Origin of the sequence: Metabacillus schmidteae, assembly GCF_903166545.1 — a bacterium.
GTDB classification, from domain to species: Bacteria; Bacillota; Bacilli; order Bacillales; family Bacillaceae; genus Metabacillus; species Metabacillus schmidteae.
Window position 1 is genome coordinate 3368749 of sequence record NZ_CAESCH010000001.1, and the last position, 25144, is coordinate 3393892.

General features: G+C 35.1%; 24 protein-coding genes. 3 read left to right on the plus strand and 21 right to left on the minus strand.

The genetic code is table 11. From position 1 onward, the window contains the following. Positions 1-3: 3 nt before the first annotated feature. From HWV59_RS16285 to HWV59_RS16310, 6 genes are all read right to left on the minus strand, one after another. Positions 4-984: a ring-cleaving dioxygenase gene (locus tag HWV59_RS16285; protein WP_175639500.1), complete on the minus strand. Its 981-nt coding sequence runs from the start codon at positions 982-984 to the stop codon at positions 4-6. A 144-nt stretch (positions 985-1128) separates the two neighbouring features. Then, on the minus strand, positions 1129-1482 hold the full coding sequence (locus tag HWV59_RS16290; RefSeq protein WP_175639501.1) for a hypothetical protein: 354 nt from the start codon (positions 1480-1482) through the stop codon (positions 1129-1131). Positions 1483-1499: 17 nt separating this feature from the next. Beyond that, positions 1500-2096 (minus strand): spore coat protein, encoded by a 597-nt coding sequence (locus HWV59_RS16295; RefSeq protein ID WP_217708469.1) that lies wholly within the window; start codon positions 2094-2096, stop codon positions 1500-1502. Between the two features lie 121 nt (positions 2097-2217). After that, a complete protein-coding gene (locus HWV59_RS16300) occupies positions 2218-2502 on the minus strand; it encodes a hypothetical protein (protein WP_102228937.1) in 285 nt (94 codons plus the stop codon). A gap of 73 nt (positions 2503-2575) precedes the next feature. Then, the gene (locus HWV59_RS16305; RefSeq protein WP_175639502.1) at positions 2576-3193 is read right to left on the minus strand and encodes a YitT family protein; all 618 of its coding nucleotides are present in this window, start codon (positions 3191-3193) and stop codon (positions 2576-2578) included. Between the two features lie 180 nt (positions 3194-3373). After that, on the minus strand, positions 3374-4003 hold the full coding sequence (locus HWV59_RS16310) for a peptidylprolyl isomerase (RefSeq protein ID WP_175639503.1): 630 nt from the start codon (positions 4001-4003) through the stop codon (positions 3374-3376). A gap of 116 nt (positions 4004-4119) precedes the next feature. On the opposite strand from HWV59_RS16310, the gene HWV59_RS16315 reads away from it, so the two are divergent. Further along, positions 4120-6030 (plus strand): DUF294 nucleotidyltransferase-like domain-containing protein, encoded by a 1911-nt coding sequence (locus tag HWV59_RS16315; protein ID WP_235991840.1) that lies wholly within the window; start codon positions 4120-4122, stop codon positions 6028-6030. 5 nt (positions 6031-6035) lie between these two features. After that, entirely contained in the window at positions 6036-6755 is a 720-nt protein-coding gene (locus tag HWV59_RS16320; protein WP_102228940.1) for a 3'-5' exonuclease, read from the plus strand. Between the two features lie 25 nt (positions 6756-6780). Here the strand turns inward: HWV59_RS16320 and HWV59_RS16325 are convergent, their stop codons facing one another. After that, positions 6781-7035 carry a hypothetical protein gene (locus HWV59_RS16325; protein WP_102228941.1) on the minus strand — a complete coding sequence of 85 codons (255 nt, stop codon included), beginning with the start codon at positions 7033-7035 and terminating at the stop codon, positions 6781-6783. Positions 7036-7287: 252 nt separating this feature from the next. Between HWV59_RS16325 and HWV59_RS16330 the strand changes: the two genes are divergently transcribed. Beyond that, complete coding sequence (locus tag HWV59_RS16330; protein WP_102228942.1) at positions 7288-8274, plus strand: hypothetical protein; 987 nt, start codon at positions 7288-7290, stop codon at positions 8272-8274. Between the two features lie 49 nt (positions 8275-8323). Here HWV59_RS16330 and HWV59_RS16335 read toward each other — a convergent pair whose 3' ends face one another. The 14 genes from HWV59_RS16335 to HWV59_RS16400 all read right to left on the minus strand — a co-directional run bounded on the left by HWV59_RS16335 (position 8324) and on the right by HWV59_RS16400 (position 24905). Continuing rightward, positions 8324-10384, minus strand: a complete 2061-nt coding sequence (locus tag HWV59_RS16335; protein WP_102228943.1) for a heavy metal translocating P-type ATPase — start codon at positions 10382-10384, stop codon at positions 8324-8326. A 23-nt stretch (positions 10385-10407) separates the two neighbouring features. Then, positions 10408-10734, minus strand: a complete 327-nt coding sequence (locus tag HWV59_RS16340; RefSeq protein ID WP_102228944.1) for an ArsR/SmtB family transcription factor — start codon at positions 10732-10734, stop codon at positions 10408-10410. Between the two features lie 123 nt (positions 10735-10857). Next, positions 10858-13101: an AAA domain-containing protein gene (locus HWV59_RS16345; protein WP_175639504.1), complete on the minus strand. Its 2244-nt coding sequence runs from the start codon at positions 13099-13101 to the stop codon at positions 10858-10860. 129 nt (positions 13102-13230) lie between these two features. Continuing rightward, on the minus strand, positions 13231-13599 hold the full coding sequence (locus HWV59_RS16350; protein WP_102228946.1) for a rhodanese-like domain-containing protein: 369 nt from the start codon (positions 13597-13599) through the stop codon (positions 13231-13233). 139 nt (positions 13600-13738) lie between these two features. Then, complete coding sequence (locus tag HWV59_RS16355) at positions 13739-14530, minus strand: HAD family hydrolase (RefSeq protein ID WP_102228947.1); 792 nt, start codon at positions 14528-14530, stop codon at positions 13739-13741. A gap of 655 nt (positions 14531-15185) precedes the next feature. Then, entirely contained in the window at positions 15186-15710 is a 525-nt protein-coding gene (gene uraD, locus HWV59_RS16360; protein WP_175639505.1) for a 2-oxo-4-hydroxy-4-carboxy-5-ureidoimidazoline decarboxylase, read from the minus strand. Between the two features lie 26 nt (positions 15711-15736). After that, positions 15737-16264, minus strand: a complete 528-nt coding sequence (locus HWV59_RS16365; protein WP_407941583.1) for a (2Fe-2S)-binding protein — start codon at positions 16262-16264, stop codon at positions 15737-15739. Then, positions 16265-18547, minus strand: a complete 2283-nt coding sequence (pucD, locus tag HWV59_RS16370) for a xanthine dehydrogenase subunit D (protein ID WP_175639506.1) — start codon at positions 18545-18547, stop codon at positions 16265-16267. Position 18548: 1 nt separating this feature from the next. Then, on the minus strand, positions 18549-19427 hold the full coding sequence (locus tag HWV59_RS16375; RefSeq protein ID WP_175639507.1) for an FAD binding domain-containing protein: 879 nt from the start codon (positions 19425-19427) through the stop codon (positions 18549-18551). Continuing rightward, positions 19424-20050, minus strand: a complete 627-nt coding sequence (locus HWV59_RS16380; RefSeq protein WP_175639508.1) for an NTP transferase domain-containing protein — start codon at positions 20048-20050, stop codon at positions 19424-19426. The genes HWV59_RS16375 and HWV59_RS16380 overlap by 4 nt, the downstream gene beginning before the upstream one ends. Further along, positions 20037-21047, minus strand: a complete 1011-nt coding sequence (locus HWV59_RS16385; protein WP_175639509.1) for an XdhC family protein — start codon at positions 21045-21047, stop codon at positions 20037-20039. The genes HWV59_RS16380 and HWV59_RS16385 overlap by 14 nt, the downstream gene beginning before the upstream one ends. 347 nt (positions 21048-21394) lie before the next feature. Next, positions 21395-22219, minus strand: coding sequence for a Cof-type HAD-IIB family hydrolase (locus HWV59_RS16390; RefSeq protein ID WP_175639510.1), 825 nt, complete (start codon positions 22217-22219; stop codon positions 21395-21397). Between the two features lie 151 nt (positions 22220-22370). Next, complete coding sequence (locus HWV59_RS16395; protein ID WP_175639511.1) at positions 22371-23312, minus strand: VanW family protein; 942 nt, start codon at positions 23310-23312, stop codon at positions 22371-22373. Positions 23313-23831: 519 nt separating this feature from the next. Continuing rightward, a complete protein-coding gene (locus tag HWV59_RS16400) occupies positions 23832-24905 on the minus strand; it encodes a branched-chain amino acid aminotransferase (protein WP_175640096.1) in 1074 nt (357 codons plus the stop codon). Positions 24906-25144: the final 239 nt, after the last annotated feature.

The window sequence follows — 25144 nt, forward strand, 5'->3', positions numbered from 1 at the left end:
TGGTCACGATTCTTTTGTATCTAACGGCTTTAATTTCGCTTCAATTTCTTGTCGTTGTGATTCAAAATAAGGAGGCAACGCTAAACGCTCACCTAGATGCTCGAAATCCTCGTCCCCTTCAAATCCGGGACCATCTGTTGCTAGCTCAAAAAGAATGCCATTTGGTTCTCTAAAGTATAATGAGCGGAAATAATAGCATTCTACAAATCCTGAGTTAGGAAGGTGACTGCTTTTTAAACGTTCGACCCATTTTTTTAACTCTTCCTCATCTTCAACCCGAAATGCAACATGATGCACACTGCCTCTCCCAGGTCTTTCGCGATTATTTTCACCATCTTCTACTATATGAACCTCAGCACCTGTTCCACCCTCACCAGTTTCAAAAACACGAACTTGTTTTTGATCTTCATTTCTTGTATAGCCTTGCTTTTCTCTAAATCCCATTAAATCTGTTAGTGTATTAATAGTTCGTTCAGGACGAGACACTGTTAGTACCACAGGTCCAAGTCCAACTATGCCCTTTTCAGTTGGAACAGTGCTTTTATCCCAAGGTATTCCCCCCTCAACTCCGGAGTTCGTTTCATCAGAAACAAGAATCAATCGTTGACCCTCATGATCACGAAATGAGAGAGTAGAACGTCCCCCTTCTACTTGAATTTCATCATGATCGACTTCTAACTCCCCAAAACGTTTTTTCCAATATTGGATAGCTTCGTCGTTTTTGACACGAAGAGATGTCCCTGAAATACTGTTTGTTCCCGGATATGTTCTACCTGCACGCGGGATTTCAAAAAAGGTTAAATCTGTACCAGGATTTCCACGCTCATCCGCATAAAATAAATGGTAAACAGATGTATCATCTTGATTCACGGTTTTCTTTACTAATCTAAGTCCTAACACTTTCGTATAAAATTCATAATTTGCTTTTGCATTTGCAGTTATGGCAGAGACATGATGAATCCCTTTTAAAGGTTTTATGCTCATTATGAAACTCATCTCCTATTCAATTTTTAATTATCTTATATAAAATATCTCGATTTCAAGATAATTATATATGAATATGATTAGCACGTCAAGTTATGATTATTATGTAATAAGGGTTAACGAGATTCGTTAACCCTTATTTTTTTACTGTTGTATAAATTGTCTATTTTGCTGTTGGAAATGACGGTAACTTGGAATTTGTGATTGAACTTGGTTTTGAGTGTGTAATTGTTCATTTTGCATATAAGCTGGAGTTGAACTGTATGCTCCAACCGAAATTTCCTGTTGCATTTGATTGCAAACGTTTAAGATTTGCTGACATTGCTGTAATGCTTGATTATGACCCTGTAAGCTTTGTTGAATAACTTGTACATTATGTTGTTCTTGTTGCAGCATTTGCTTATATAATTGTGTACCTTGCTGTGTTTGCTGTATTAATTGTTGAACGATTTGACGACATTCATTAATTTGTTGCATGGCATGTTGTGGTGTATGCATAAAAATCCCTCCGTGTATTAATATGTTTGTTGTTGATTGCTATAAAGTGCGTTTGGTTGATAGCTATTGATCATTGCTTTAGTTGTCGCTTGATCAAAGGTAGGAACTTGATAATAACCATTTTGATTCATATACATCCAAGTTTCATATGCCTGATCTGCACAATTTCTTGAACTTTGAACTAGCATTTCTCTCATTTGAGAGTCCGTCAATTCTAATGCAGCATGCATTTTCACCACAGCACTAGATTTATGAGTGCCTAGCATAAGAGCAGAAATATCTCGGTCATTTAATTGATTCACGGAAGCATTAGGTGCTTCAGGTACTCCATTCATTTTTATTCCATACGTTGGTGTTGCTTTAAATGATGTTTGTACAGACTGAAGCTGACCTTGACTTCCTTTTTGCTGCAGCGTGTTGACAAAAGTTGTATACTCATTTGTCATAAATGAAAGCTGATTTTGAAGAATATTCTTCAAGTTTTGGTCTTGACAGTGTGGTATTAGGAGCTGAAATTGATTTATTCCATTGATCATGCAGCTAAGTACTTCATGACACTCCATAATTTCATGTGCACCAATGTTTACTTGATTCATTTGCATTTGGCTTTGCAAGGTAAAACCCCCTTAAATCATTTTTTAAAGCCAAATTTAAAATCCCACTAACGAAATCGAATTATTCATTCATTTTTCTTATCTTCTCAAATAAAAAAAACCTAGACTAATCCTAGGTTTTTTAAGAAAAATAATATTGTATCGAACCATTTGGTCTTAACATAAGGGTTACTCTTGCATGATGTTCAAAATCTTTCGTTAAAGTAAATTGAATACCATTCCATTCAAGCTGCCAATCTTCTGGTGCACTTGCTTGCAGGTGTAACAATTGATATTTATACATTCTATAATGACGTGACATAGCAAAATGCCCCTCAACAATCGCATACCATAGTTCTTTTAAATATGTTTTTGCCTCTATAGAAGCTTGAGATTGTGAGATTTGATTTACTGTAAGATAATTCATTTGTCTCCCTCACCTCTTTTTACTAGATTAGTTGAGTTCGAACAAAAATACTAGTTTTAAATGTTACCAATCTTTATGCATGGCTTTTTACTGTATCTTCTTGATCACGATCCATTTCTTTTATAGGTGATTTCTTATATCTTCCGATAATATTACTTGCTATAAAAATACATAATATTGAAAAAAGAGCACCTGTCCAACCAACTAAGGTTAATGCAAATAAAATGATTAAAGAATCACAAACAAATAAAACGAGGCCTCTATTAATTCCGAATTTTTTATCGATATATAAGCCTAAAATATGAATACCACCTAATGAAGATCCGTTATTTAATACAAACGTTACTCCAATTCCAATAAGCAGTCCTGAGATGATAGAAGCAAACGCCATATTCATTTCCATTATAGGTATGATTTGATCAAACCATTCACGAAGTAAAGAGATACCTGTTATTGATAATAAACTTGAAATCGTAAACCATTTTCCAAGCTCACGAATTGATAGAAAGAAAAAAGGGAGATTCACTATAAAAAAGAGTGTTCCCCAGGATAGAGGAGATAGAAACGAGAAGATTGTTGAAATACCGGCTGTTCCACCAAATGTTAAATGATGATCAGATAATAGTTTAATGCCCAATGAAGTTAAAGTTAGACCAATAAAGACAAAAGCGAGTTTTTTTATAAAATCCATATAAAGCCCCCGTTCATTGTTATCCTATAATAACTTATCTCACAAAGAAGCGCGGGTCAATACAATAGGAAGTATTCGGAATCTTATGTTTTTTATAGAAAAAAGGCTTTAACACATAGACTCTATAAACAGAGTTCTCATGTGATAAAGCCTTTTAACTACTTCCATTTAAACTATAAATTATTCGACTTTTTCCGGTTCAGGATATTCAATCCCAAATGTTTCAACTGTCAATTCTTTTATTTTTTGTTCTTTTAAAGGCTTGTCCTGTTCGTCTGTATCTACAGCGACGATTTTATCAACTGCATCCATTCCTTCGGTTACTTTCCCAAAAGCTGCATAATCTCCATCCAATTGAGCAGAATCTGCAACCATGATAAAAAACTGTGACCCTGCAGAATTAGGGTCCTGTGCTCGTGCCATCGAAATGACACCTCTCTCGTGCTTTACATCATTTTCAAAGCCGTTTGAAGAAAATTCGCCTTCAATACTATAGTCAGGTCCACCCATTCCTGAACCTTCCGGATCTCCCCCCTGTATCATAAAACCGGGTATAACCCGATGAAAAATAAGTCCATTATAAAACCCGGAATTAGCTAAAGAAATAAAATTATTAACTGTATTAGGGGCAACATTTGGGTAAAGTTCAACTTTTATAACATCACCATTTTCCATTGTAATCGTTGCAATTGGATTTTCCTCAATTTTTTTGAGTGGCTCTGTGCCTGTTCCCTCCTGCTCGTTTGCACCACAGCCTACTAACAAGATAAGTAACAAAGAAAAAATTAATAGATTGAACCTGTTCTTCATATTTTGCTCCTTTCCAAACTGTTATGTATGAATACTTTCTCAAGCCTTCATAAAAGCCGTTATGTATGTTACCGTTAAAGTATACAAGATTGATATAGGTGGTGTCTAACTTGACAATGTCTGAACTTAAGCATCTTTTGAAGGATTACTACCCTTTTTCACTTTTAACTGAATATCAACTTCAAGAATTAACTGAAAAGGCCTCACAAAAGCATTTTTCAAAGAATGAATTTATATTTCATGAAGATGAGGCTGTTGAAGAGATTGACCTCTACTTTCTTGTTTCAGGATTAGCAAAAAATATTCTTCACCAATCAAATGGGAAACAATTATCTCTAAGATATTACTATCCAGGTGATATTATTGGATTGATGGTGATGTTTACAAGCGGTGAACTAAATTTTTCTGTGCAAGCTCTTGAAGATTGTACAGTTTTCAAATTTAATAAACGTCATTTTTTCGAAATTATGACACGTAACAATGATTTTTCTAAGGTTATTTGGGGAAGTATCGGCGAACGAACAAAGTCTTTATATAATGAGATGAAGAATAAGGCTTCACAAGCGGATGATGAAGAAAATGTTCATTTACTAAAGACACGTGTAAAAATACTTATGGAACCACCGCTTTTTATTCAGCCACATCTCACGATGAACCAAGCTGCCAAAATGTTAAAAGAACGAAATGAATCTGGATTAATCGTAAGTAAAGATTCTGCAAAGATGCTTGGAATAATAACTTACGATGAGATTTTAAACTATACTTCAACTACACCAACATCTCATTTTGTTAGTGATTGGATGAATACAACTCCTGTATATGTTGATGCAGATGCTTTTGCTTTCGAGGCTTTATCATTTATTAAAAACAAATTCAGTCATTGCATTCCTGTTCTCAACAACCAACATGTGATCGGTATATTGACGTCACGCTCATTTTTAAATCTTGAAAATTCCAGCTATTTAGATCTAACCTACAATGTACAAAAAACAACATCACTTGATGCCTTAGTTAAGCAAGGTCCTCTAGTGAATACCACTTTACATGCCTTTGTAGAAAATCTGGTTGAAAAAGAAAGCTATGCTTATAATGTGTCGGAAATGATAACAAACCATAATGACAATCTTCATAGACAATTGATAAAGCTAACAGAAAATGAAATGAAACAACAAGGATATGGCAGACCTCCAATTAACTACTGCTTTATCGTTATGGGAAGTCAAGCTAGAAATGAACAAGGCTTTCGTACTGATCAAGATAACGGTATGATATTAGCCAATTATGAGCACTTATCTAATCGAGAATGGATTGAAGAGTATTTTATTACCTTTACTAAAAAATTGAATTCATCCCTTCGAGAATTAGGGTTTCCGGAGTGTACAGGCGGGATTATGGCGAAAGAGGAAAAATGGAGAAAATCGGTATCACAATGGAAAATTGATATTCAAACATGGAGAAATGAACTTGATGCTCAGGAAATCCAAAATTTCACTATGTTCTATGATTTCAGACCTATTTATGGAGATTTTTCATTAGCTGATGAGGTTAGAGCATTCTTAAATGAAAAAGCTCAGCATTCTAAAACTCTGCAGCAGCTTTTAATGAAGGATGCCCTTCGATTTAAAGTTTCCGCTCATCCTTTTGGTTTAATAAATTTGAAGCAGAAGAATAAAAAAATTAATGTCAAAAAAACCGGTCTCACACAAATTATCTATTCCACTCGAATTAATGCGATTAAATATGGTATTAATGAAGTAAGTACGATTAAAAGATTAAATGCATTAAAAAACTTACAAGCGATGCATCCTCGAGATGTTGAAAACGCAAAAACAGCCCTTCATTATTTGCATTATTTTAGACTTAGGCAAAATCTGAAAGAATTAGAAAACAACAGTTATGTTTCAAACGACATTCCGATTCATGAACTTACAAAAGAGGACCGATTGAAGCTCAAAGAAGCATTACAGGTTGCTCATCGAATGCAACAAGTAACAAAAATTAGCTTCAACAGAAACCGGGTGGTGTAGTCAGTTTGCCAGATGATATTAAAGTCATAAAGTATTTTCTTTGGGATCATTATTTTCTAAAATATCATATAAAAAAAATGGCCCAATTACCCTCGTATAGTACTGCAAGTCAATCAATCGAAGATTTTCTAACTAGTCAACAAGGACTAATGAAACAACCCGTTGCTTCTTGCACATTTACAATATTCGATTTGGAAACAACTGGATTTTTTCCAGCTATAGGTGATGAAATCATTTCAATCGGTGCTATTAAGGTCAAAAACTTCAAAATACAATATGATGAAGCCTTTTATACAATCGTTAAACCTATTGGCAGAATACCAAAAGGAATTCAAGATCTGACAGGTCTTTCAGAAGATATCCTAAATAAAGCAGAACCTTTTCCTGTTGGCATCTCAAAATTCCTCGATTTTTGTAAAGGGAGTATTTTGGTTGCCCATCCAGCTACCTTTGATATTGAATTTTTGAAAACGACAATTAAACTATGGAACCTTCCTAATTTCTCTGTCAATTACGTGGATTCACATCTTCTTGCAAATGAACAATTTCAGGGTTTGCGAAACTATTTGGATGAACTTGTCGTTCGTTTTGGCATTCCTGAACGTGAACGCCATCATGCTTTGAATGATGCGATCATGACTGCAGAAGTTTTTATAAAGCTAATTGAGAATTTCGATCAGATCAAAAGTATAGAAGAATTACAGCCAAATAAAGAAAAGGAGTGACTTTTTAGAAGTCACTCCTTTTCTCTTATAATTTTTTAAATACAGCCGTCTGTATGGTGATATCCCCTTGTGTTTGCTGTGTTATATGTGAGAATGTGTAAACACATCCACAACCGTCTATATCAAATAATGTCATTTCCATAAAATCTTGTGGCAACTCGTGTAAATGCTTTAAAATGATTTCATTTTCAGTTGTATATTGTAGATCTCCCTCCTGTAAATAGTGAACGAAAGGATTTGTTTCTAGAAGATTTTCATATGGAGTGTTGAAATAATTCATTTAAAGCACCTCACCTTTTTATTTTTCAATCAATTCTGTATTTTCTGATTATTTATATAATACACGAAATTAATCATTTTGAAAACTATTTTTTAAAAATTTATTAATGGAAATATCTTCTCCATTTTTCTACACAAGTCTCTATTTTTTTCACAACTGTATTATTACCTATTCCCCTTATTGACATGCAAATGATACCAATATCTTAATCTATTTTTCATGTTAAAATAAACTGAAGGATGTGATAGATTAATGAGTTTTAAGTCAGTTTTCATTATATTACTATTATCATTTCCCCTTTTAGTCAGTTTTGAAACCATAGATAACCAGCCCCTCGCTTCCTATATATCGCCAGAAGGAATTTATTTCACAAGCTATACACCTTCATGGGATGAAAAAAAGTTAAAAGATTTATATAAAGAGCTTTTATTAAATAAACATGGAGAAGAAATAACGGAATTAAACGAAATTAGAATTTTAGGTGGGACTCATTCAAGTACTAATACTAAGGGAAGTTATCATTCTCTAAACCAAACGATTGTTTTATATCAAGGTGCTACATTTGATAAGCCCCTTGATTACCGTGAAACATTATCACATGAATACGGACATCATTTTGCTTATTATTATTTTCCAACACATCACCTTCCATTCTCAAAGTGGCAAAGAATACGAGGCATTGACGTTACGGATATGAGATGGGATGCTTTTTGGAACTATGACGAACAATTTCACGCGATTTATCCACAAGAAATTATTGCAGATGATTATGTTCTTTTATACGGAGCCACGAGTGAACTGGATTCAGATGAAATTGTGTCAAATGAAGCATTCTATTTACGTACACAGCATGAAAATCAGGAAATTCCAAATGTGTTGGAAAACAAGAAGCTACACTCTTTTTTGGAAGAGGAAACAGGAATACCTATTGATTTATCACGAACTCTCGACTCGCCGAAGTTCATCGAGTGGAATGATCAAGATATCATTTTCTCTGTTTCATCAAGGGAAAACGTTGCATATCGATTAAACCTCGAGTTATTTGATTATCAAAGTGGTAAGCAGTTAGTTGAATTGTATGAAATAACATCAGAAGAAACCACTAAATTGAGCTTCTCTTTAAATGAAGAGGACATTCATAATATTTCTGATTATGAATATGCCATTATCTCAATAGACGTTGTTGACTTAACAACTTCCATTGGATTTGAGACAGATGAAACACAAGTTTCATTATAGAATTAAAAAGGATTGAGTAACAAGAAAAGTTACTCAATCCTTTTAAATATTACTTTTGATCGTACAAAACAGTTAAACTGATCAGTGTAACAAGAATAGTGGCTCCCATATCTGAAAGAATCGCAATCCATAGTGTTAATAGTCCCGGGATTGTGAGGAGAAGTGCGATGAGTTTTAAACCCAATGCTAGTGCAATATTTAATTTAATGATTGAATTAACCTTTTTGGCTGATTTGATCGCATTTGGTAGTTTTCCAAGGTGATTTTGCATTAAGACGATATCAGCGGTTTCAATTGCACTATCTGTTCCTTTTCCCATCGCAATACCTAAGTCAGCTGTTGCAAGTGCAGGTGCGTCGTTTATTCCATCACCTATCATTGCGACTTTTTCACATTGAGATATCTCTTTTATTTTTTCTACTTTCTGATCAGGAAGCAAACCTGCAAAATAAGATTTTACGCCTACTTTACTTGCTACTTTTTCCGCCGTTTTTTCGTGATCACCTGTTAGCATGACAGTATGTTGAATTCCAGCTGAATGAAGATTTTTGATCACATTGGCACTTTCTTCTCTAATTTCATCAGAAATTCCCATCATTCCGTAAACTTCTTCGTTTGTAGCTAAAATGACAATTGTCATTCCTCTTTCTTTAAGAAGGTTAATCTGATCTGTCACCTCTTGTTTGAAAGGGAAATCTTTCAAATGTTCTTCATTACCTAGAAAATAGGTTATACCATCTATTTTTGCAACCAATCCGCTACCAGTCACTGTTTGTAATTCGTCTACGTGCAAGTATGATATCCCTTCTGCTTTTTTCAATATGGCTTTTGCAATTGGATGTGATGAGTTTTTCTCAATAGAAGCAGCTATTTGTAGAAAACTGTGGTGATACTCAATATAGTCCTCTACATACGGTTCTCCCTTTGTTAATGTTCCCGTCTTATCAAAAGCAATGGTTTTGACTTTTCCTAGTTGTTCTAGAAATACTCCACCTTTTATTAGTATTCCATTGCGGGCGTTTTTCGTAATTCCAGAAACAATCGCAATTGGTGAAGATAGGACCAATGCACAAGGACAACCAACAATTAATACAGCTAAACCTTGATAAAACCAATCACCCCAACTGCCATCCATTAGTAATGGTGGAATTAGCATAACAATTGCTGCAATAATCATGATCAGTGGTGTATAATACTTTGCAAATTTATTAATAAATAATTCTGTAGGAGTTTTTGTTTCCTGAGCCTCTTCAACAAGGTGAAGAATTTTCGCAAGTGATGAGTTTTCATATGCTTTTGTTACTTTTATTTTTAATACACCTTCGTTATTAATGCTTCCGCCGAAGACTGGTTCATTTATTCCTTTTTCAACAGGCATTGCTTCCCCTGTAATCGCCGCTTCGTTAACTGAACTTTTCCCTTCAATCACGATTCCGTCAGATGGTATTTTTTCCCCAGCTCGAACTAATACAATTTGATCTACGTCCAATGATGCAATACTTACGATACGCTCCTCATTGTTCTCAATGACGGTCGCTTCTTTAGGTGCGATTTCAAGCAGCTTTTCCATCGATTTCCTTGCTTTTTGCATTCCCAGGCCTTCTAAATATTCATTTAGTCCAAACAATATGGCAACCAATGCGCCTTCTTTCCATTCACCAATCCCTAATGCTCCAATTAAGGCAATTGTCATTAACGTTTCAATATTAAATTTTAATTTAATTAAGTTTTTAAGTCCCTTTAAAAAAGTTTGATAACCACTTAAAACCGTTGCCGCTAGGAACATACCAATTGCGACATACTCATTAAACATATTCTCTGTAACAAAACCAACAACATACAAAACAGCTGATATGCTTAAAAGAACAACCCAGTTAATTCCTGTCTGATGGCTATGGTCATGATGGTCATGATTTTCGGCTTCAATATATGCACCGTCAGAAGATAAAATCTTTTTTACTTTATTTAAATCAACAGAATGATCCACCTTAAGCTTTCCGGTATTATAACTTAATGATGCAGATTCACCTGATGGCAATTTATTAATTTCTTCTTGAAGTTCTCTTGTACAATTAGCACAAGTTAATCCTTTGACTTTGTATTCATTCATTTCCTCTCAACTCCAATGAGTGTTTAATGATGTTGCGCATGGTGAATGGTTTGCTGCAGGACATTCATCACATGATTATCATCAGGAGAATAATATAGCGTTGTACCTTCTCGTCTATATTTAACCAATCTTAGGTTTTTTAAAAACCTTAGTTGATGTGAAACAGTTGATTGAAGAAGAGAAAGTTTTTCAGCAATATCATTAACCGAATGCTCTTTTTGGGACAATAAATGAAGAATTCGAATTCTTGTTGGATCTCCTAATGCCTTAAATGTCTGTGAAACGATAAATAGCGTTTCCTCATCTAACTGATCTGCATTCTTTTGTTCATGATTTTTAGATTCATCCATTCCAGTCACCTCTTACTTTATTATATATTCAAATATGTATATATGTTCATATTATATAACTAAATGATAAAAAAAGAATTCGCAGCTGTCAAGCCTGCCAATTCTTTTTTATAACAAAGCTGGTTATTCAACTATTTGTTCAAGAACGAATTCTACCAACTTTTCTGAGACTACACGAACAGCAACATAGGGAGGCTTTACATGTTCTGAAAGTTCATACGGCATTCCTAACCATAGATATTTTTTATCGATGATGATGAATGGAAACGGAACAGTTCTCTTTACTAATCTGTCACATCGAACTCCTGGTGCAGAGTCATTAGTGACAATTGAGCAGGTAACAGTTGATTTTCTTTCATCACATATTGTTCTCCAATCTACCGGGAGCTCTTTCCCTGTTGGAATTCCAATGATAATTGATTTTTTTGCTTGAAGAATATCTTTTTTTGCTAAATCAATTTTCTTGGCATGTACCCATGTGACCCGTGGATGTTGATGTTTAATCCACGTACCAATCTGATGCGGGGAAATCTCTTGTTTCCTTGCACTTTGATGGTCTACAAGCTGCCGAATTATTTTGCCCCTATAGACCTTGGATTGAATAAAGTGCTTATCAGCAAGATGAATAAATTTCCCTCTTGTTCTGGTCATTGCAACATTAATTAACCTTTCGCTATCCTTTCCTATTAGAAGCATACCCGGACGTTCTTGTGGATAACTATCGACCGTATCAAAAATCATCACATCACGTTCGCTTCCTTGAAATTTATGAACTGTTGCGGAAATAATATCGGCTTCTCCCAATTCAAGAGAATAGATCTCACTCAATAATGTCTCCATCAAGATAGCTTGTGATCGGTAAGGTGTGACAAAACCAATTGATCTCGATCCAGAGATAAAAGATTCATGGATGACTTGAAAAGATAAAAGTAAATGCCATACATTATATCTTGAATTTGATGATTTCTCGCTTAAGCTATGCTCTCCTGTAAAACTACTGTCTAATAAAATGGATGCTGAGTTTGCAAATGGCTTACGTTCAACAATTTCATGTCTAGCCGTTTTCACACTCTCGTGGTCGCCAACGAGAGAATTGTACACATATTTATTTGTAAATGAAGAAATGTCAGGGTGCATTCGTCTCTGATCTTTTAAAAGAAATAGATGGGGATGCATAGATTGGTTTGTGTTTTTCTCTAACCAATCAACAACACCTGCTTTATGAAAGATATCATCTCTTAACCATTCATCTACAAGAGGATGTTTGGCAGATGCAATTGGAGGTAGTTGCTTAAAATCTCCACAGATAATGATTCGCTTTCCTAACGATGCTGCAAAAGCGATTTGTGGAACATACGCCATACTAGCTTCATCAATCATAACAATATCGAATTCTTTTTCATAGATGGTGGGATCGCTGGCTGCTTTAGCTAGAGTAGTTCCTATTATATTTGCATCACGTAAGAGTTCTATTTCTTTCTGGCGAATCTTTTCTGATACATTTGTTAATTTCCGCTCAATTTCCAGAAGCTGCTCAGAGTCTCTTCGACTGTATGAATCCGCCAGAATTAATTTCATTAATCTTCTTTCTTCATAAAGTTCAGTTCTTTGATTAGCTAAATCAGGATGTCTTTTTTGAATTAGTTCATTTGTTGTTAAATGGCTGTCTGTATGTAACATTGATTGTGACCCAAATCGTACAAGATCTCCCTCTCGGTACAATCCCTTTTTATGGATAAACCGGGTGATTTCCATCATCAGAACATCAACAGCTTGGTTACTTTGTGATAAAACTAAGACAGAATCTCCTTTGTTATATTTATTTGCTGCCGCTCTGCTTAATGTATACGTCTTTCCAGTTCCCGGGGGACCCCATACAAATGTTACAGGATTGTATTTACTCCGTAATACTAGCTCGTGAACAGGTGATTTTATCTTAGAAATAGGATGTTTGGCTTCGTTAGAAGGATCCATCAACCTTTTAACTCTTGTCCGCTTCCGCTTACTTTCCTTCATTTCATCAAGTCTTTCATGAAGCTGATCTAATAATTCCCAAGGATCATGAAGTAAATATACATCAGAAAGTTGAGAACCTAAAGATTTCTCCAAGGTAAGAATGACACTTTTCCCTTCTGATGATAAAATTCTTCCATTAATATTCAATTTTCCAAATTCTATCTTTATTGTAGAACCAACCGGTATTTTAAGAGGAATTAGTGATTCAAAATAATACGTGAAGCCATCAGTAGTTGACATTAACTGCCCATTCTTCAAAGCGTATTTTGTACTTCCATATTTTTTGAGATGCATTATTTCTGCCCGTAATGCTTTCTGCCATAACTTTATGTAAACACTTGTAGATTTCATTTGATCATTTCCTTACAAAAAAATTGCTTTTCAATAGCTTATTTATAACGAACCATACTATATCATGTTACATAATAAAATGCCAAAAAAAGCGGAAACTAACTAGTTCCCACTTTCATAAAACGCTTTTTATAAAGCTATGTTTTTGGAATGACTTGAACAGGTGCATTCTGCAAGACTATATCCTGTTACATCAAAGCCGTTTTTTTGCAAAAACCTTACACCAATATTTTTTTCAAGCTGACTTCCTGCGATTAAATGAACCTTTTTTGTAGGAATCTCATGATAATAGCGTTTTAAATATGGTATTGGTATCACAATTGCATTTGATACAATCATTGTGGACAGATTATTATAATCACGAACATCAACAATTTGACTTGACTGATCATGATTCTCGACTTCAACGCATGGGACGTTTTTGAGCCATCTAGTTCTTTGTACAAAAAGAAAACAAATCATGAAAATAAGTGCTAATCCCCCAATGAAAAATAACATTTACCTTCCCCCTCTTGCCAGCACAAGTTGTTACACATTTATACTATAGTTGGTATAGATTGTATTAATCAAGTAATTCGATTTGATGAATTCTTAATTACGGTAAAAACCTTCCCCAGACAGCTTTAGAAGTCAAATTTTAATTTTTGTTTAATTGATTAAGTATTGGATAAAGTTCTTCCAGATGAGTGATTTCATAATCAGGTATTACTTCGTTTCTCTCTTTATTATGACGATTAATCCAAACTGATTTCATTCCGATTCTTGATGCTCCAAGGATATCTGTCATTAAATTATCTCCTACCATAATCGCTTCGTCTTTAGAAAGATTCATTCTTTCTAATGCATGTTCAAAAATCGTTGGGTCAGGTTTTCCTCTTCCAAATGCACCAGAAATAATGATTTGTTCAAAGTAAGGGACAAGTTCTGGAGTAATCTCTAATTTTGTATTCTGCAAATCAGGTGACCCATTTGTTAATAATAACAATCGGTAATCTTCCTTTAGTTTATCTAATACTAAGAACGATTCCTCATATACAAACGGTTTTTTTCGTCTTTGAGCCGGGAATTCTTCAGCTAATTTGTGACCAAATTCAGAATCATCAATTCCACATGCTTTTAACCCTCTTGTCCAAGCCTCTTTTCGATATGTTGGAACAATTTCTTTCATTTTTTTGAAATTTTCTTCATCATCAAGGAAATTTCCCCATAGTCCTTCAAACGGGTTAATTCCAATCATTTGTGTGAATGAATAGGTTTCATAAGAAGAATAAAGCTCCCGAGCTTCTTTTCTAACAGCTTCCTCTAGTTCAACTGGATCAATTCCGTATTTCTGCTTTGCTACTTCACATGTAGCAACAAATGCTTCCTTTACGCTTTTTTGATCCCATAGTAACGTATCATCTAAATCAAAGAAAATTGCTTTAATCACTTTTATTCCCCCAATATTTACTTTACCTAATGAACAAAAGCGCAAGCGCCTTGACCAGCCCCGACAAGCATAAGACAATTTAGAATAGAAGGCGTTCTTTGCCTTCAATTCTAAATTGGCTTATGACCTCGAGGGGCTAGGCGCTAGAGCTGGATGTCGAAGCGCTTATCCACAGTTCAAGTATTTTATAAATTCCTAAGCAGTAAAAAAACTCTTACTATTCAAACAATAGCTTACAGAGATTTAAACAAGATGTAAATAGATTAGAGAAAATCCTTGTTAAAAATTACTGGCTTTGAACATTTAGCCAGTTTTTTTAAAACAACTTTTCAGCATTTTCACCTGCAAATTTCCTATTATTAACTGTTGTTTTAGAAAACTTTGACACTTTATAAAAAGTGTAGGTGTGGTTGATTTCCTCTACAGGATGCTCGCTTTCCGTGGGGCGGGCGGTGAGCTTCCTCGGCGCAGGCGCCTGTGGGATCTCACCTGTCCCGCTACTCCCACAGGAGTCTCGCACCTTCCGCTCCAATCACCCTAAATAGTTTTGTTAAAATACCCTAAATAAAGAAAAGAGTTTAATTGATAAATTTTCATAAAGAAAAATACCGTCCAATAGATGAACGGCATTAAAATGTTCTATATTACATTGTATTTACATTGGTTTTCTTTCTAATTGAAGACTCTCTTCATTTTGAATGGTTTCTCTTAGTTGGTAAAAATAAATCCGCAATAGTTCGTCAAGTGAGGTTAAAATTTCCTCAGATTCTGTTTGCTTTACCCTTTTTTTCATTGAATCATATACCGATTCTTTATTATGGCCTCTGATGGAGATAACGAAAGGAAAGCCAAATTTCTTTTCATATTTATTGTTTAACGAAACAAATTTTTTATATTCACGTGAAGAAAGAGAGTAAAGTCCTGCTTGCTTAATGACTGTTTTTTGTGAGCTGCCATTGGTAATCATGTCAACAAAATCAGGAAAAGCTTGTAATAACAATAATTTCTGTTCTATTGACTTTTTTTTCACAAGCTTTTTCATAGCAAGATGAAGAAATTGATAGGAAGGAAATGGGCGTAATTCTGATACTTTCTCAACCATCTTTTGATCAAATATCCAGCTAAACTTTAAAGCAAAGTCCTTTTTAGAAAGCTCATTTACTTCATGTATAGTTATCACAAGCCATCACTCTCCCCTTGTATTTTTCAGATAGAGTTATCATTCTCTTTTTTTACAATTATCGTTTTATAGTGTTTAACTGCACGAAGTATGCCTGTATATCCCGTGCATCGACAAAGATTACCTGATAAATGCTCTAATACCTCTTCCTCAGTTGGATCAGGATTCTTTTCCAGTAAATCTGAAAGTGCTACAATCATCCCTGGTGTACAATAACCACATTGCAGCCCTCCTTCTATTAAGAATGCCTGCTGAATGGGGTGTAAATCATTTTTTGAAATGTATTCGATCGTCTCCACTTTTGCATTTTGCAGCTGATACGCCATAATTAAGCAAGAATTTACAACTTGATCATTTAACAATACAGAACAAGCACCACATCTCCCTATTTCACAAGAAATTTTGGTTCCGGTTAATTGTAAATCTTTTCTGAGAATATCAACTAATCGATAAGCAGCAGGTATGATTACTTCGGTTTTTTCTCCATTTAAATTGAATGTTACTTCAATTTTATTCCCATCCATTCTTTTTCTATATTCAACACTTTCAGCCACTTAAAGCACCTCCTGCTCTTTGTTCTGTAAAGGAAGAATTGCAAGAGCATCCAATATTTCTTCGGAAGAAACGGGAAGTTTTTTCACCCATATCCCACAAGCTTGATGAATCGCTGCTGTTATAGCGGGTGCAATCGCAACCGTCCCTATTTCACCGACACCTCGCGGCCCAAACATATCACCTTCCATTAAAAATTCGTCAACCATCACACTTGTTTCGGTTGGAATATCTTTAATCGTTGGTATTAAATAAGAATCGAAATTTTCTGTATGATAGCGCCCATTTTCCATCACTGAATCTTCAAATAAAGTAAAACCTAATCCCATAACTGCTCCACCTTCAATTTGTCCTAAATAACCAAGTGGATTGACTACAGGCCCTGCAGCGACAGCATGATCCATTCTGATCACTTTTATTTGACCTGTTACTAAATCAATTTCAATCTCAGCTGCAACTGCAGCAAAACTATATAAATAATGTCCACCAATAACAGCATCAGGTGTTGTGGGAAAATGAAAATGGGTTTGAAACGTCAAAAGAGACGGGTCTGCATAATTTGCAAGCTCTCTGTAACTTAAGACTAATTGATTTTGTTTTCCTTTTCTCCACACTCCTTTTTCCCCTAAATAAAGAAGGTCTTTTGTTGTATTCGTATAGTCGGCAACTAATCCGATTACTTTATCCATAAATGGGGCTTTTAGTTTCTGAATTCCACTCCAAATCATATTTGTTGAACGAGATGCTGTTGAAGATCCAGATGAAGGAACATGATCAGTATCACCAATTACGATTTTCATATCTTCTTTGCTACAATTCAGTGCTTCCGTCACCATTAATTCAATCGATGCAAGTAAGCCTTGCCCAAACTCTTCAAATCCAAATGCAATTTCGATTTTCCCATCCTTTGTTATCGAAAGCCTTGCCCCTGACGGATCAGGTCTACCGAAACCAAGCCCCCCTCCATGCATTGTGAGCGCTACTCCTTTTCCTGTTACCTTATTCGGATGTTTTTTTGTTTCATCAAGCAATAAAGGTGATGTTTTTATCATGGAAAGGACTGATTTTGCCCCATCATTTTTAACAATTCGTTGGCCTAATGGCCCTGGATCATTGGCTTCGCGGATATTCATTTCACGAAACTGAATCGAATCTACCTTCATTAACTCTGCTAACCTTTCAATCTGTGTCTCTAATGCAAAGGTCACTTGATTTCCTCCAAAGCCACGATATTCACCAGCTACTCCGTTATTTGTAAAAACAGATATGCCTTCAACATCAATATGTGAAATAATATATGGTCCTGTAGAATGCTCTACTGCAAAATCTAAAACAGCCGGACCAAGCGTTGCATATGCGCCGGTATCTGCTGTAATTCGGACATAATGACCAACTAGCTTCCCTTCTTTATTTGCGCCTGTGATCATTTTTATTTTCATTGGATGTCGTTTAATACCTGCTCTAACCGATTCACTCCGTTTATTATGAAGTTTCACCGGTTGTTTTGTTTTTATTGCAAGTAAAGCTGCATACGGTTGAATATTTAGCTCGTCTTTTCCTCCGAATGAACCACCAATTGGACTTGAAATGACACGTATATTGCTTTCTGGCATGGATAAAATTCTCGCTAACTGCATTCGGTCTTTAAATCCATGTTGTGTAGCTGCATAAACTGTCAATCTGCCATTTTCTTCAGGGACGACAACTCCTCCCTCAGTTTCCATATAAGCATGCATTTGCCTCGGTGTTTCATACGTATCTTCAACAACATACGGACAATTTTTGAGCTCTTTTAACACGTGTTCACTATTTTTATAGCTTGCCCGATGAAGAATGTTTCCAGCTGGATGTAACGATATACTGGAACTGCCTAGTGATTTTTCCGGACTATCCATTACAGGAAGAGGTTCATACTCTACCTGGATAAGAGAAAGAGCCTTTTCTGCGATCTCCTCACTAGTTGCCGCTACTGCTGCTACTGCATCACCTACATAACGAACAACATCCTCACAAAGCACAGGTTGATCTGGGAAAATAAGTCCAAAACGATTCATACCCGGGACATCTTTATATGTTAATACGGCTTTTACACCTTCTAATTTCTCTGCTTCTACAGTTGAAATAGAATTTATTTTTGCATGAGGAAAAGAACTTCGAAGAACTTTTCCATATAACATATTTGGAAAGGTATAGTCAGTTAAATATTTTAAGGATCCAGTTACTTTGTCAAATCCATCCGGACGCACTCGCCATTTTTCTCCATAATTGTCTCTGTTTAATTTCACCTTATCCCTTCCCTCCTAAAACCTCTGAAAATTCTGACATAATTATGTTTACTGCAACCTTTTTTCTATACGTTTCTGATACAAACGGATCTGAATAAGATTGAAATTCTTCTACTATTGCTTTATACAAAATCTCTTGATTTACTGTTTTTCCTCTGAGAATTGTCTCCACTCTTTCAAGCCTGATAGGTCGATGACTTCCACCTCCAACTGCAATACGGACAAATTGAATTTCACCCTTATTGTTCAGTTCCCATTGTCCACCTATTGTAAGTAGAGAAGGGATAAACGCCTCTCTTCGCCCAACCTTACGATAAAAGTCATTCGTTGTACCTTTAGAAGAAACGGGAATCATGATCTCCAGTAAAATGCAGGATTGCTGTTGATTTGGATTAGCTAGCCAATCCCGTAGAGACATAACGTAAATATCGTTTTCTAATGCCAGTTTTACCTCTGCATTTAGCGCTAAAAGTGCTGGTATTGTATCACCTGCTAAACTTGCCACATTTCCTCCAATCGTTGCACGGTTCCGTACGGCAGGAGCAGCAATAGTACGACAAGCTTTACTGAGTAATGAGACGTGTTCGGCTATGATTGGATGACTTATACACTCAGCAATTGTAGTTAAAGCACCAATTGTTACTCTTGAAGAATCACCTTCAGTTTGACAGGTAACTCCTCTTAACTCTTGAAGTAACAAGAGATTTATTAGTGTATTTGGAAGCGGAGTTCCCGACTCCCATTGCACTTGAAGCAACGTGCCTCCTGCCACAAATAAATCTTTTTGACCTTTCTTGTGTATTAGTGCATCCTTAATAAATATTGGATGTTTTACGATCATTTCAGATTTTAATATGGACCCTGCATATTCACTATTCAAATGATCACCTCGTTATACCGCTTTTGTATATTTTCATAGTGTTCTTTTGTATCAATATCGATTAATTTTGCTGGATCTACAAGGACATTTAATCCTTTTAGTACTCCTTTCTTTAATAGGCTTCTTGCCCCTTGATCACCAGAGATTGATAACAAATATGGGAATGCTTTTTGATGAAATAAAATAGGGGGTTTTATATGTTCACCATCAAATGCTGCCACAAAATCCTTTTCCTTCTTTGATTGTTGGATGAGGTGGTCGATCATATGTGAGGTTATAAATGGTTGATCTGCTAAAAAAATAACAACCGAGTCTGCTCCAATTTGGATTGCTCGTTGAATACCAATTTTCAGAGAATAGGATTGACCTAAATGTGCCTGTAAACAAATGATATTCTCCCAATGTACAGAGCTTGTTAATACCGATTCAACTGATCTGAGCCATGATGTTTGAATATCTTTTGTTACAATAATTAAGGAATTGATTTTTGATTGGACAATTTCCTTTAGTGCCATTGTTCCAAGTGGATAGCCAGCCAGTGGTAAGGATAATTTACAAGTTCCCATTCTTGAGCTATGACCTGCGGCTAAATATATGCCGACTATTTGCTTATACGAGGACACTTAAATCCCTCCTTCTCGCCTTAATTTGTATTAATTGAGCCATTATACTTATGGCAATTTCTTGAGGTCCTTCCGCTCCTATATCTAACCCAACAGGAAAATGAACCCACTCGGGAGGATTTATCCCATTAAATAATCTTCGTGCTCGATCCTTTGAGCCTAATAATCCTAAATAACGAATTCGAGTCTTGAGTAATAACCTTATTAATTCAGCATCTTTTTGAAAATGATGTGTCATCAAAACGATAGAATCTAAACTTGAGAAGGTAAACTTACCTAGAAATTCCGATGGTGTAACAACTTCCGTTTGTGAAAAAGGAAAGTTGTCTTTATGACAAAATCCCTGTCTCCAATCTGCAACGATGACTTGATAACCACCTAAATGGGCGAGATTGGCAAGTGGGCGTGCATCTATTCCTGCACCATAAATAAACAGTCTCGGCCTTGCTGATATTACCTGTTTAAAGAAAAGTTCATCTTTTGAATTGATTAATTTATTTTCTGGTAATTCATTAATGTTTGGTACTTCTCTATTCCACTCACCAAAGTATTCTGATGTTGCTGTAAAAAAAAGATAGTCTGTAACAACACCTTCAGCTGTCATCTTTTTTACATATGTGACAGGTTGACCATTTTCGATATAGTTCTTTACTTTTTCCATGTGGGTCTTCATTATTAATGATACCGGTTCAATCAAAACACTAATTTTACCGTTACAGCCTACACCCTGCCCCCAGGAAAGATCATCTTCTGCAGATAAATCATAAGTCACCATGGCTGATGTTTGTTTATTCATTAGCTCATTTGATCTTGCAAGAACATCTTCTTCTAGACAACCTCCACTCAATAATCCTGTTTGTATCCCAATTTCGTCTATAAGCATCATGGAGCCAGATTTCTTATAGGCAGAACCTTCAACATTTACAATTGTGGCCAAAACCATTTTATACGTTGTTTGTGAGATCGTTTCAAGTATTTGGTAAATATCTGTTCTCATCCTCTCCCACCTTTTCGCATTTCGGCATTTATTACGTGAACCGATAAGTTGTCATTACATCCGACATATGTGTTTGTTTTCGTTTAGTTTAATAGAGTGAATTCATTCGTTTTGATTTAGTAAAATGTTATAAAATATAACAAACTCCTACATTTCTTGCTCGTTATCATAGATTTGTAAAGTTTTTCCTACATTAGATTAGATAAATTATACACTGGAAGGAGTTTAAACGTTATAGATTTGTAAGGTTTTGTTACATAGTTTTAGGGATTTTTTAAAGTTAAATAAAAAAAACAACCAAAACTAATAAAGAGGTAGTTTTGGTTGCTTCCGTTTATTTGTATTTGTTACGCTTTAACCTGATGGGCTAATAGAATAAATTCTTCTACTACTTTTGCAACTCCATCGTTCATATTGGTATCTGTTACATAATCAGCTATTTCTTTAATATCATCAGGAGCATTTCCCATTGCTACTCCAAGTCCCGCAAACTCAATCATTGTTAAGTCATTGTAGCTATCACCAATAGCAATAACTTCCTCACGTTTGATTCCACAAGCCTGAATTAATTGATTTAAGCTTGTCCCTTTTGTTACACCTTTTTCTGTAAACTCTAAGAAATAAGGTTTTGAACGCATAATACTAAATTCTTCTTTAAGTTCTCTTTGTAGCTTACTTTCTACATCCTTTAATTGTTCAGGTGGTCCCACCATCAAGCTCTTCACAACAGGTTCATTCACTGCATCAATGAAATTAGAAACAACATTAATTGGTAAACCTGTTAACTTTGCTTCAATATCCGTGTAGGGATTTTCATCTTGAGTAATAATTTCGTCCCCAATATACGTGTGAATATATACGCCTTCTCTTACACTAATTTCAAATAACTTATGGATACTTTTAGGACTTAGTGTACTGCTAAACATTTCTTCCTCTGAAGAGCAGTTGATTATTTTCCCTCCATTAAATGAAAGAATAAAACTTTCATATTGACTCAAGTTCAATTCCTGAGCGATATGCCTCATCCCGAATGTAGGACGTCCAGAAGCCAGAACAACCTTTACTCCAATTTCTTGTGCTCTCATTAGAGCTTCTTTAGTTCGATCAGAAATCGTATGATCATCACGAAGTAATGTATCATCTAAATCTAAAACAATCATTTTATAAGACATATTATAAGTTCCTTTCTTTCAAGCAATCTTTTACTATCGTACTATAAAAAGACTTTTTTGGGGAGAGTGTTTATCGAAAGGATGCTTTCCTGTTTAATTGAAAAAAACTGGTTGTAAGAAACTCACACCAGTTTTAAATAAGATAATTTTATTATATCTTTGCAGCATTTTGTTTTGATGCTAAAATTTGAACCTCAATTGATCCAGATTGTTTATTCACAATTGTTTTGATCATCACTGGATAATCTTTGTTATTCATGAATTTAAAGTCCGGACCTCCCCAGGAAACTGTTGCATCTCTACCAGCCGGAACATACCCAACAGACCGTGAATGAGAGTGGAGCTCAATAATTTCCAAACCTGCATCTGCAACAGCATTATATAGCGTAGAAGATGTTTGGCAAATTCCTCCACCAATTCCATAAACAAATTCTTTATTTACAATCTCTTTCGCTTTTTGATATCCTCTAGCAGTTGTTCGTTCACCAACGACAAGATTAAAATAGAAACGATCTCCAGGTCCCAGCACAATTTGGTTAATTTCATTTGCTGACAGGAAAATATTTTGTGAACGTCCTGTAACACTAGGATCAAAAGAAGTTTTATAACTTCCGATTACTGCTTCATTTACACCTTTAACAGTTTCAGCTGTTACATTAGGTTCTGTAACTTCCATTGGAAGATCTAAAGTTTTGTCTAACGGACCTACATTTAGAAGCATATCAACTAATTTACTTTCATCCAAAAGAACACGGCTCTTACCTTCAGATAAGTTTCCATTACCTGTATATTTTGCAGGGACCAACGCCTGGTCTAAACTGTTTGCTAAATGATCTGCAATTTCAGCAATCTCTTTTTTATATTCATCTTGATTCTCATGAACAGTTGGGATAAAGGAATAGAGGATTTCTTTCGTTTTTGGATGTAATAATTTCACTGCAAACTCTACTTTTTTCTCTGATAATTGTGACAAATGTGTGGTCATCTCATTAACAGGTAAAATTTCTTCCTCTTGACTGCCACTTGCCACATTCGAACTACAACCTGCCATCATAAATAAGAGAATCATTGTCGATACACATTTTTTTCGCATTGCACTCCCACATTTCCCTTTGAATTTTCGAAAACTATAAAAATATTATATATAACATCATTATTTTTACAATCATTACAATTATATTTCGCCTCTAATCAAAATATCCTTCCTGTTTGTTAAAAATTCCCTTAAATAATTAAATATTTTTCTTGGAGAAAACGTATATTCAATATATATGTAAGACGAACGACAGATATAAAATGTTTCAATTTTATTACAACTGTTAGAAAAGTTTTTTGTTTAAGGGGTTTTGTTCGTTATAGGAGAATTGTAGATTTTGTTTTCAGAGTTAGGGGTATTAAAAAAACCGCATTTAACATGCGGTTTTCAGACTGTTGACAAACGCTCGCTTTCTTCGTTACTCACCTTGCTGCGGTGCTCATTACCAATCCCGGTAACTCCGCTCCTCACAAGGCTTCGTGCCTCGAAAGCAAGCGTTAGCAATCAGTCTGAAGGGCTAGCGATTTTTACTTTGTCTACAAACTAAAAACCGCATTTAACATGCGGTTTTTAGTATTATTTTACTTTAACCACCCAATCAAATGGATCCTGCTGAGTTCCTCTTTGAATACCTGATAACGTATCATATAGTTTTTTAGATAATTCACCAGTTAAACCATCGTTAACGACAATTTTTTCATCATTATATAAAAGTTCACCAACCGGTGAGATAACAGCAGCTGTACCAGTACCAAATACTTCCTCAAGCTGGCCATTTTTATAGGCTTCATACACATCTTCCATCGATAATTTACGTTCTGACACTGGAACCTGCCAGTATTTCAATAATTCGATAATTGAATTTCTTGTTACACCTTCTAAAATACTCCCATTTAGGACAGGTGTGACAACCTCACCATTGATTTTAAAGAAGATATTCATACTGCCTACTTCTTCAATATATTTCTTCTCGACACCATCTAACCATAGTACTTGTGAATAACCTTTTTGTGTAGCTTCTTCCTGTGCCTTTAAGCTTGCAGCATAGTTTGCACCAGTTTTTGCCTTACCTGTACCACCTTCGACTGCACGCACATAATGGTTTTCTACAAAGATTTTTACAGGATGAATTCCTTCCTTATAGTAAGAACCAACAGGAGAAAGAATAATCATAAAACGGTAGAATTTAGATGGTGCTACACCTAAAAAGTACTCTGTCGGAATAATAAATGGACGAATATATAATGAAGTGCCCTCAGCTGTTGGAATCCATTCCTTTTCAATTGCAAGCAGTTGTTTTAATGCCTCGATGACAAATTCTCCATCAATTTGCGGGATACATAGACGTTCATTTGATAAATTCAATCTATGCATATTTTTTTCGGGTCTAAATAACAATACTTTGTCATCTTGCGTACGGTAAGCTTTTAATCCTTCAAAAACAGTTTGCCCATAATGGAATACCATTGAAGCAGGACTTAGGGAAATAGGCTCATAAGGAACAATTTTAGCATCATGCCAACCTTTAGTTGGACTATAATCCATTGTAAACATATGGTCTGTAAACACACGTCCAAATTCTAATTGATCTGATTGTGGTTTTTCCTTCTTCGTTTTACTTAATGTTACATCGATTTTAGTTTTCGTCATCATGTCTTAACTCTCCCAATCAAATAATTTATCTTCGTCAACACAACATATGAGCATATTAAAGTATGTTCATTCAAGTTTCTATATTTCTCTATTTTATAACTTTCATGAGGGAGATAACAACTCTTTTTCGACAAAAGATTCAAAATAATCAATAAAAATATTATATTAGACCAATTTTATCGTTATTTTTAAATATTAAACTACCTAATCACACCACTTTTTCCATTAGATATATG

Excerpts from the sequence above, each read along its gene's own strand:
- HWV59_RS16285 (WP_175639500.1), bottom strand. The coding sequence starts at position 984 with ATGAGCATAAAACCTTTAAAAGGGATTCATCATGTCTCTGCCATAACT.
- HWV59_RS16290 (WP_175639501.1), bottom strand. The coding sequence starts at position 1,482 with ATGCATACACCACAACATGCCATGCAACAAATTAATGAATGTCGTCAA.
- HWV59_RS16300 (WP_102228937.1), bottom strand. The coding sequence starts at position 2,502 with ATGAATTATCTTACAGTAAATCAAATCTCACAATCTCAAGCTTCTATA.
- HWV59_RS16305 (WP_175639502.1), bottom strand. The coding sequence starts at position 3,193 with ATGGATTTTATAAAAAAACTCGCTTTTGTCTTTATTGGTCTAACTTTA.
- HWV59_RS16310 (WP_175639503.1), bottom strand. The coding sequence starts at position 4,003 with ATGAAGAACAGGTTCAATCTATTAATTTTTTCTTTGTTACTTATCTTG.
- HWV59_RS16315 (WP_235991840.1), top strand. The coding sequence starts at position 4,120 with ATGTCTGAACTTAAGCATCTTTTGAAGGATTACTACCCTTTTTCACTT.
- HWV59_RS16325 (WP_102228941.1), bottom strand. The coding sequence starts at position 7,035 with ATGAATTATTTCAACACTCCATATGAAAATCTTCTAGAAACAAATCCT.
- HWV59_RS16330 (WP_102228942.1), top strand. The coding sequence starts at position 7,288 with ATGAGTTTTAAGTCAGTTTTCATTATATTACTATTATCATTTCCCCTT.
- HWV59_RS16335 (WP_102228943.1), bottom strand. The coding sequence starts at position 10,384 with ATGAATGAATACAAAGTCAAAGGATTAACTTGTGCTAATTGTACAAGA.
- HWV59_RS16340 (WP_102228944.1), bottom strand. The coding sequence starts at position 10,734 with ATGGATGAATCTAAAAATCATGAACAAAAGAATGCAGATCAGTTAGAT.
- HWV59_RS16345 (WP_175639504.1), bottom strand. The coding sequence starts at position 13,101 with ATGAAATCTACAAGTGTTTACATAAAGTTATGGCAGAAAGCATTACGG.
- HWV59_RS16350 (WP_102228946.1), bottom strand. The coding sequence starts at position 13,599 with ATGTTATTTTTCATTGGGGGATTAGCACTTATTTTCATGATTTGTTTT.
- HWV59_RS16385 (WP_175639509.1), bottom strand. The coding sequence starts at position 21,047 with ATGAGAACAGATATTTACCAAATACTTGAAACGATCTCACAAACAACG.
- HWV59_RS16390 (WP_175639510.1), bottom strand. The coding sequence starts at position 22,219 with ATGTCTTATAAAATGATTGTTTTAGATTTAGATGATACATTACTTCGT.
- HWV59_RS16395 (WP_175639511.1), bottom strand. The coding sequence starts at position 23,312 with ATGCGAAAAAAATGTGTATCGACAATGATTCTCTTATTTATGATGGCA.
- HWV59_RS16400 (WP_175640096.1), bottom strand. The coding sequence starts at position 24,905 with ATGACGAAAACTAAAATCGATGTAACATTAAGTAAAACGAAGAAGGAA.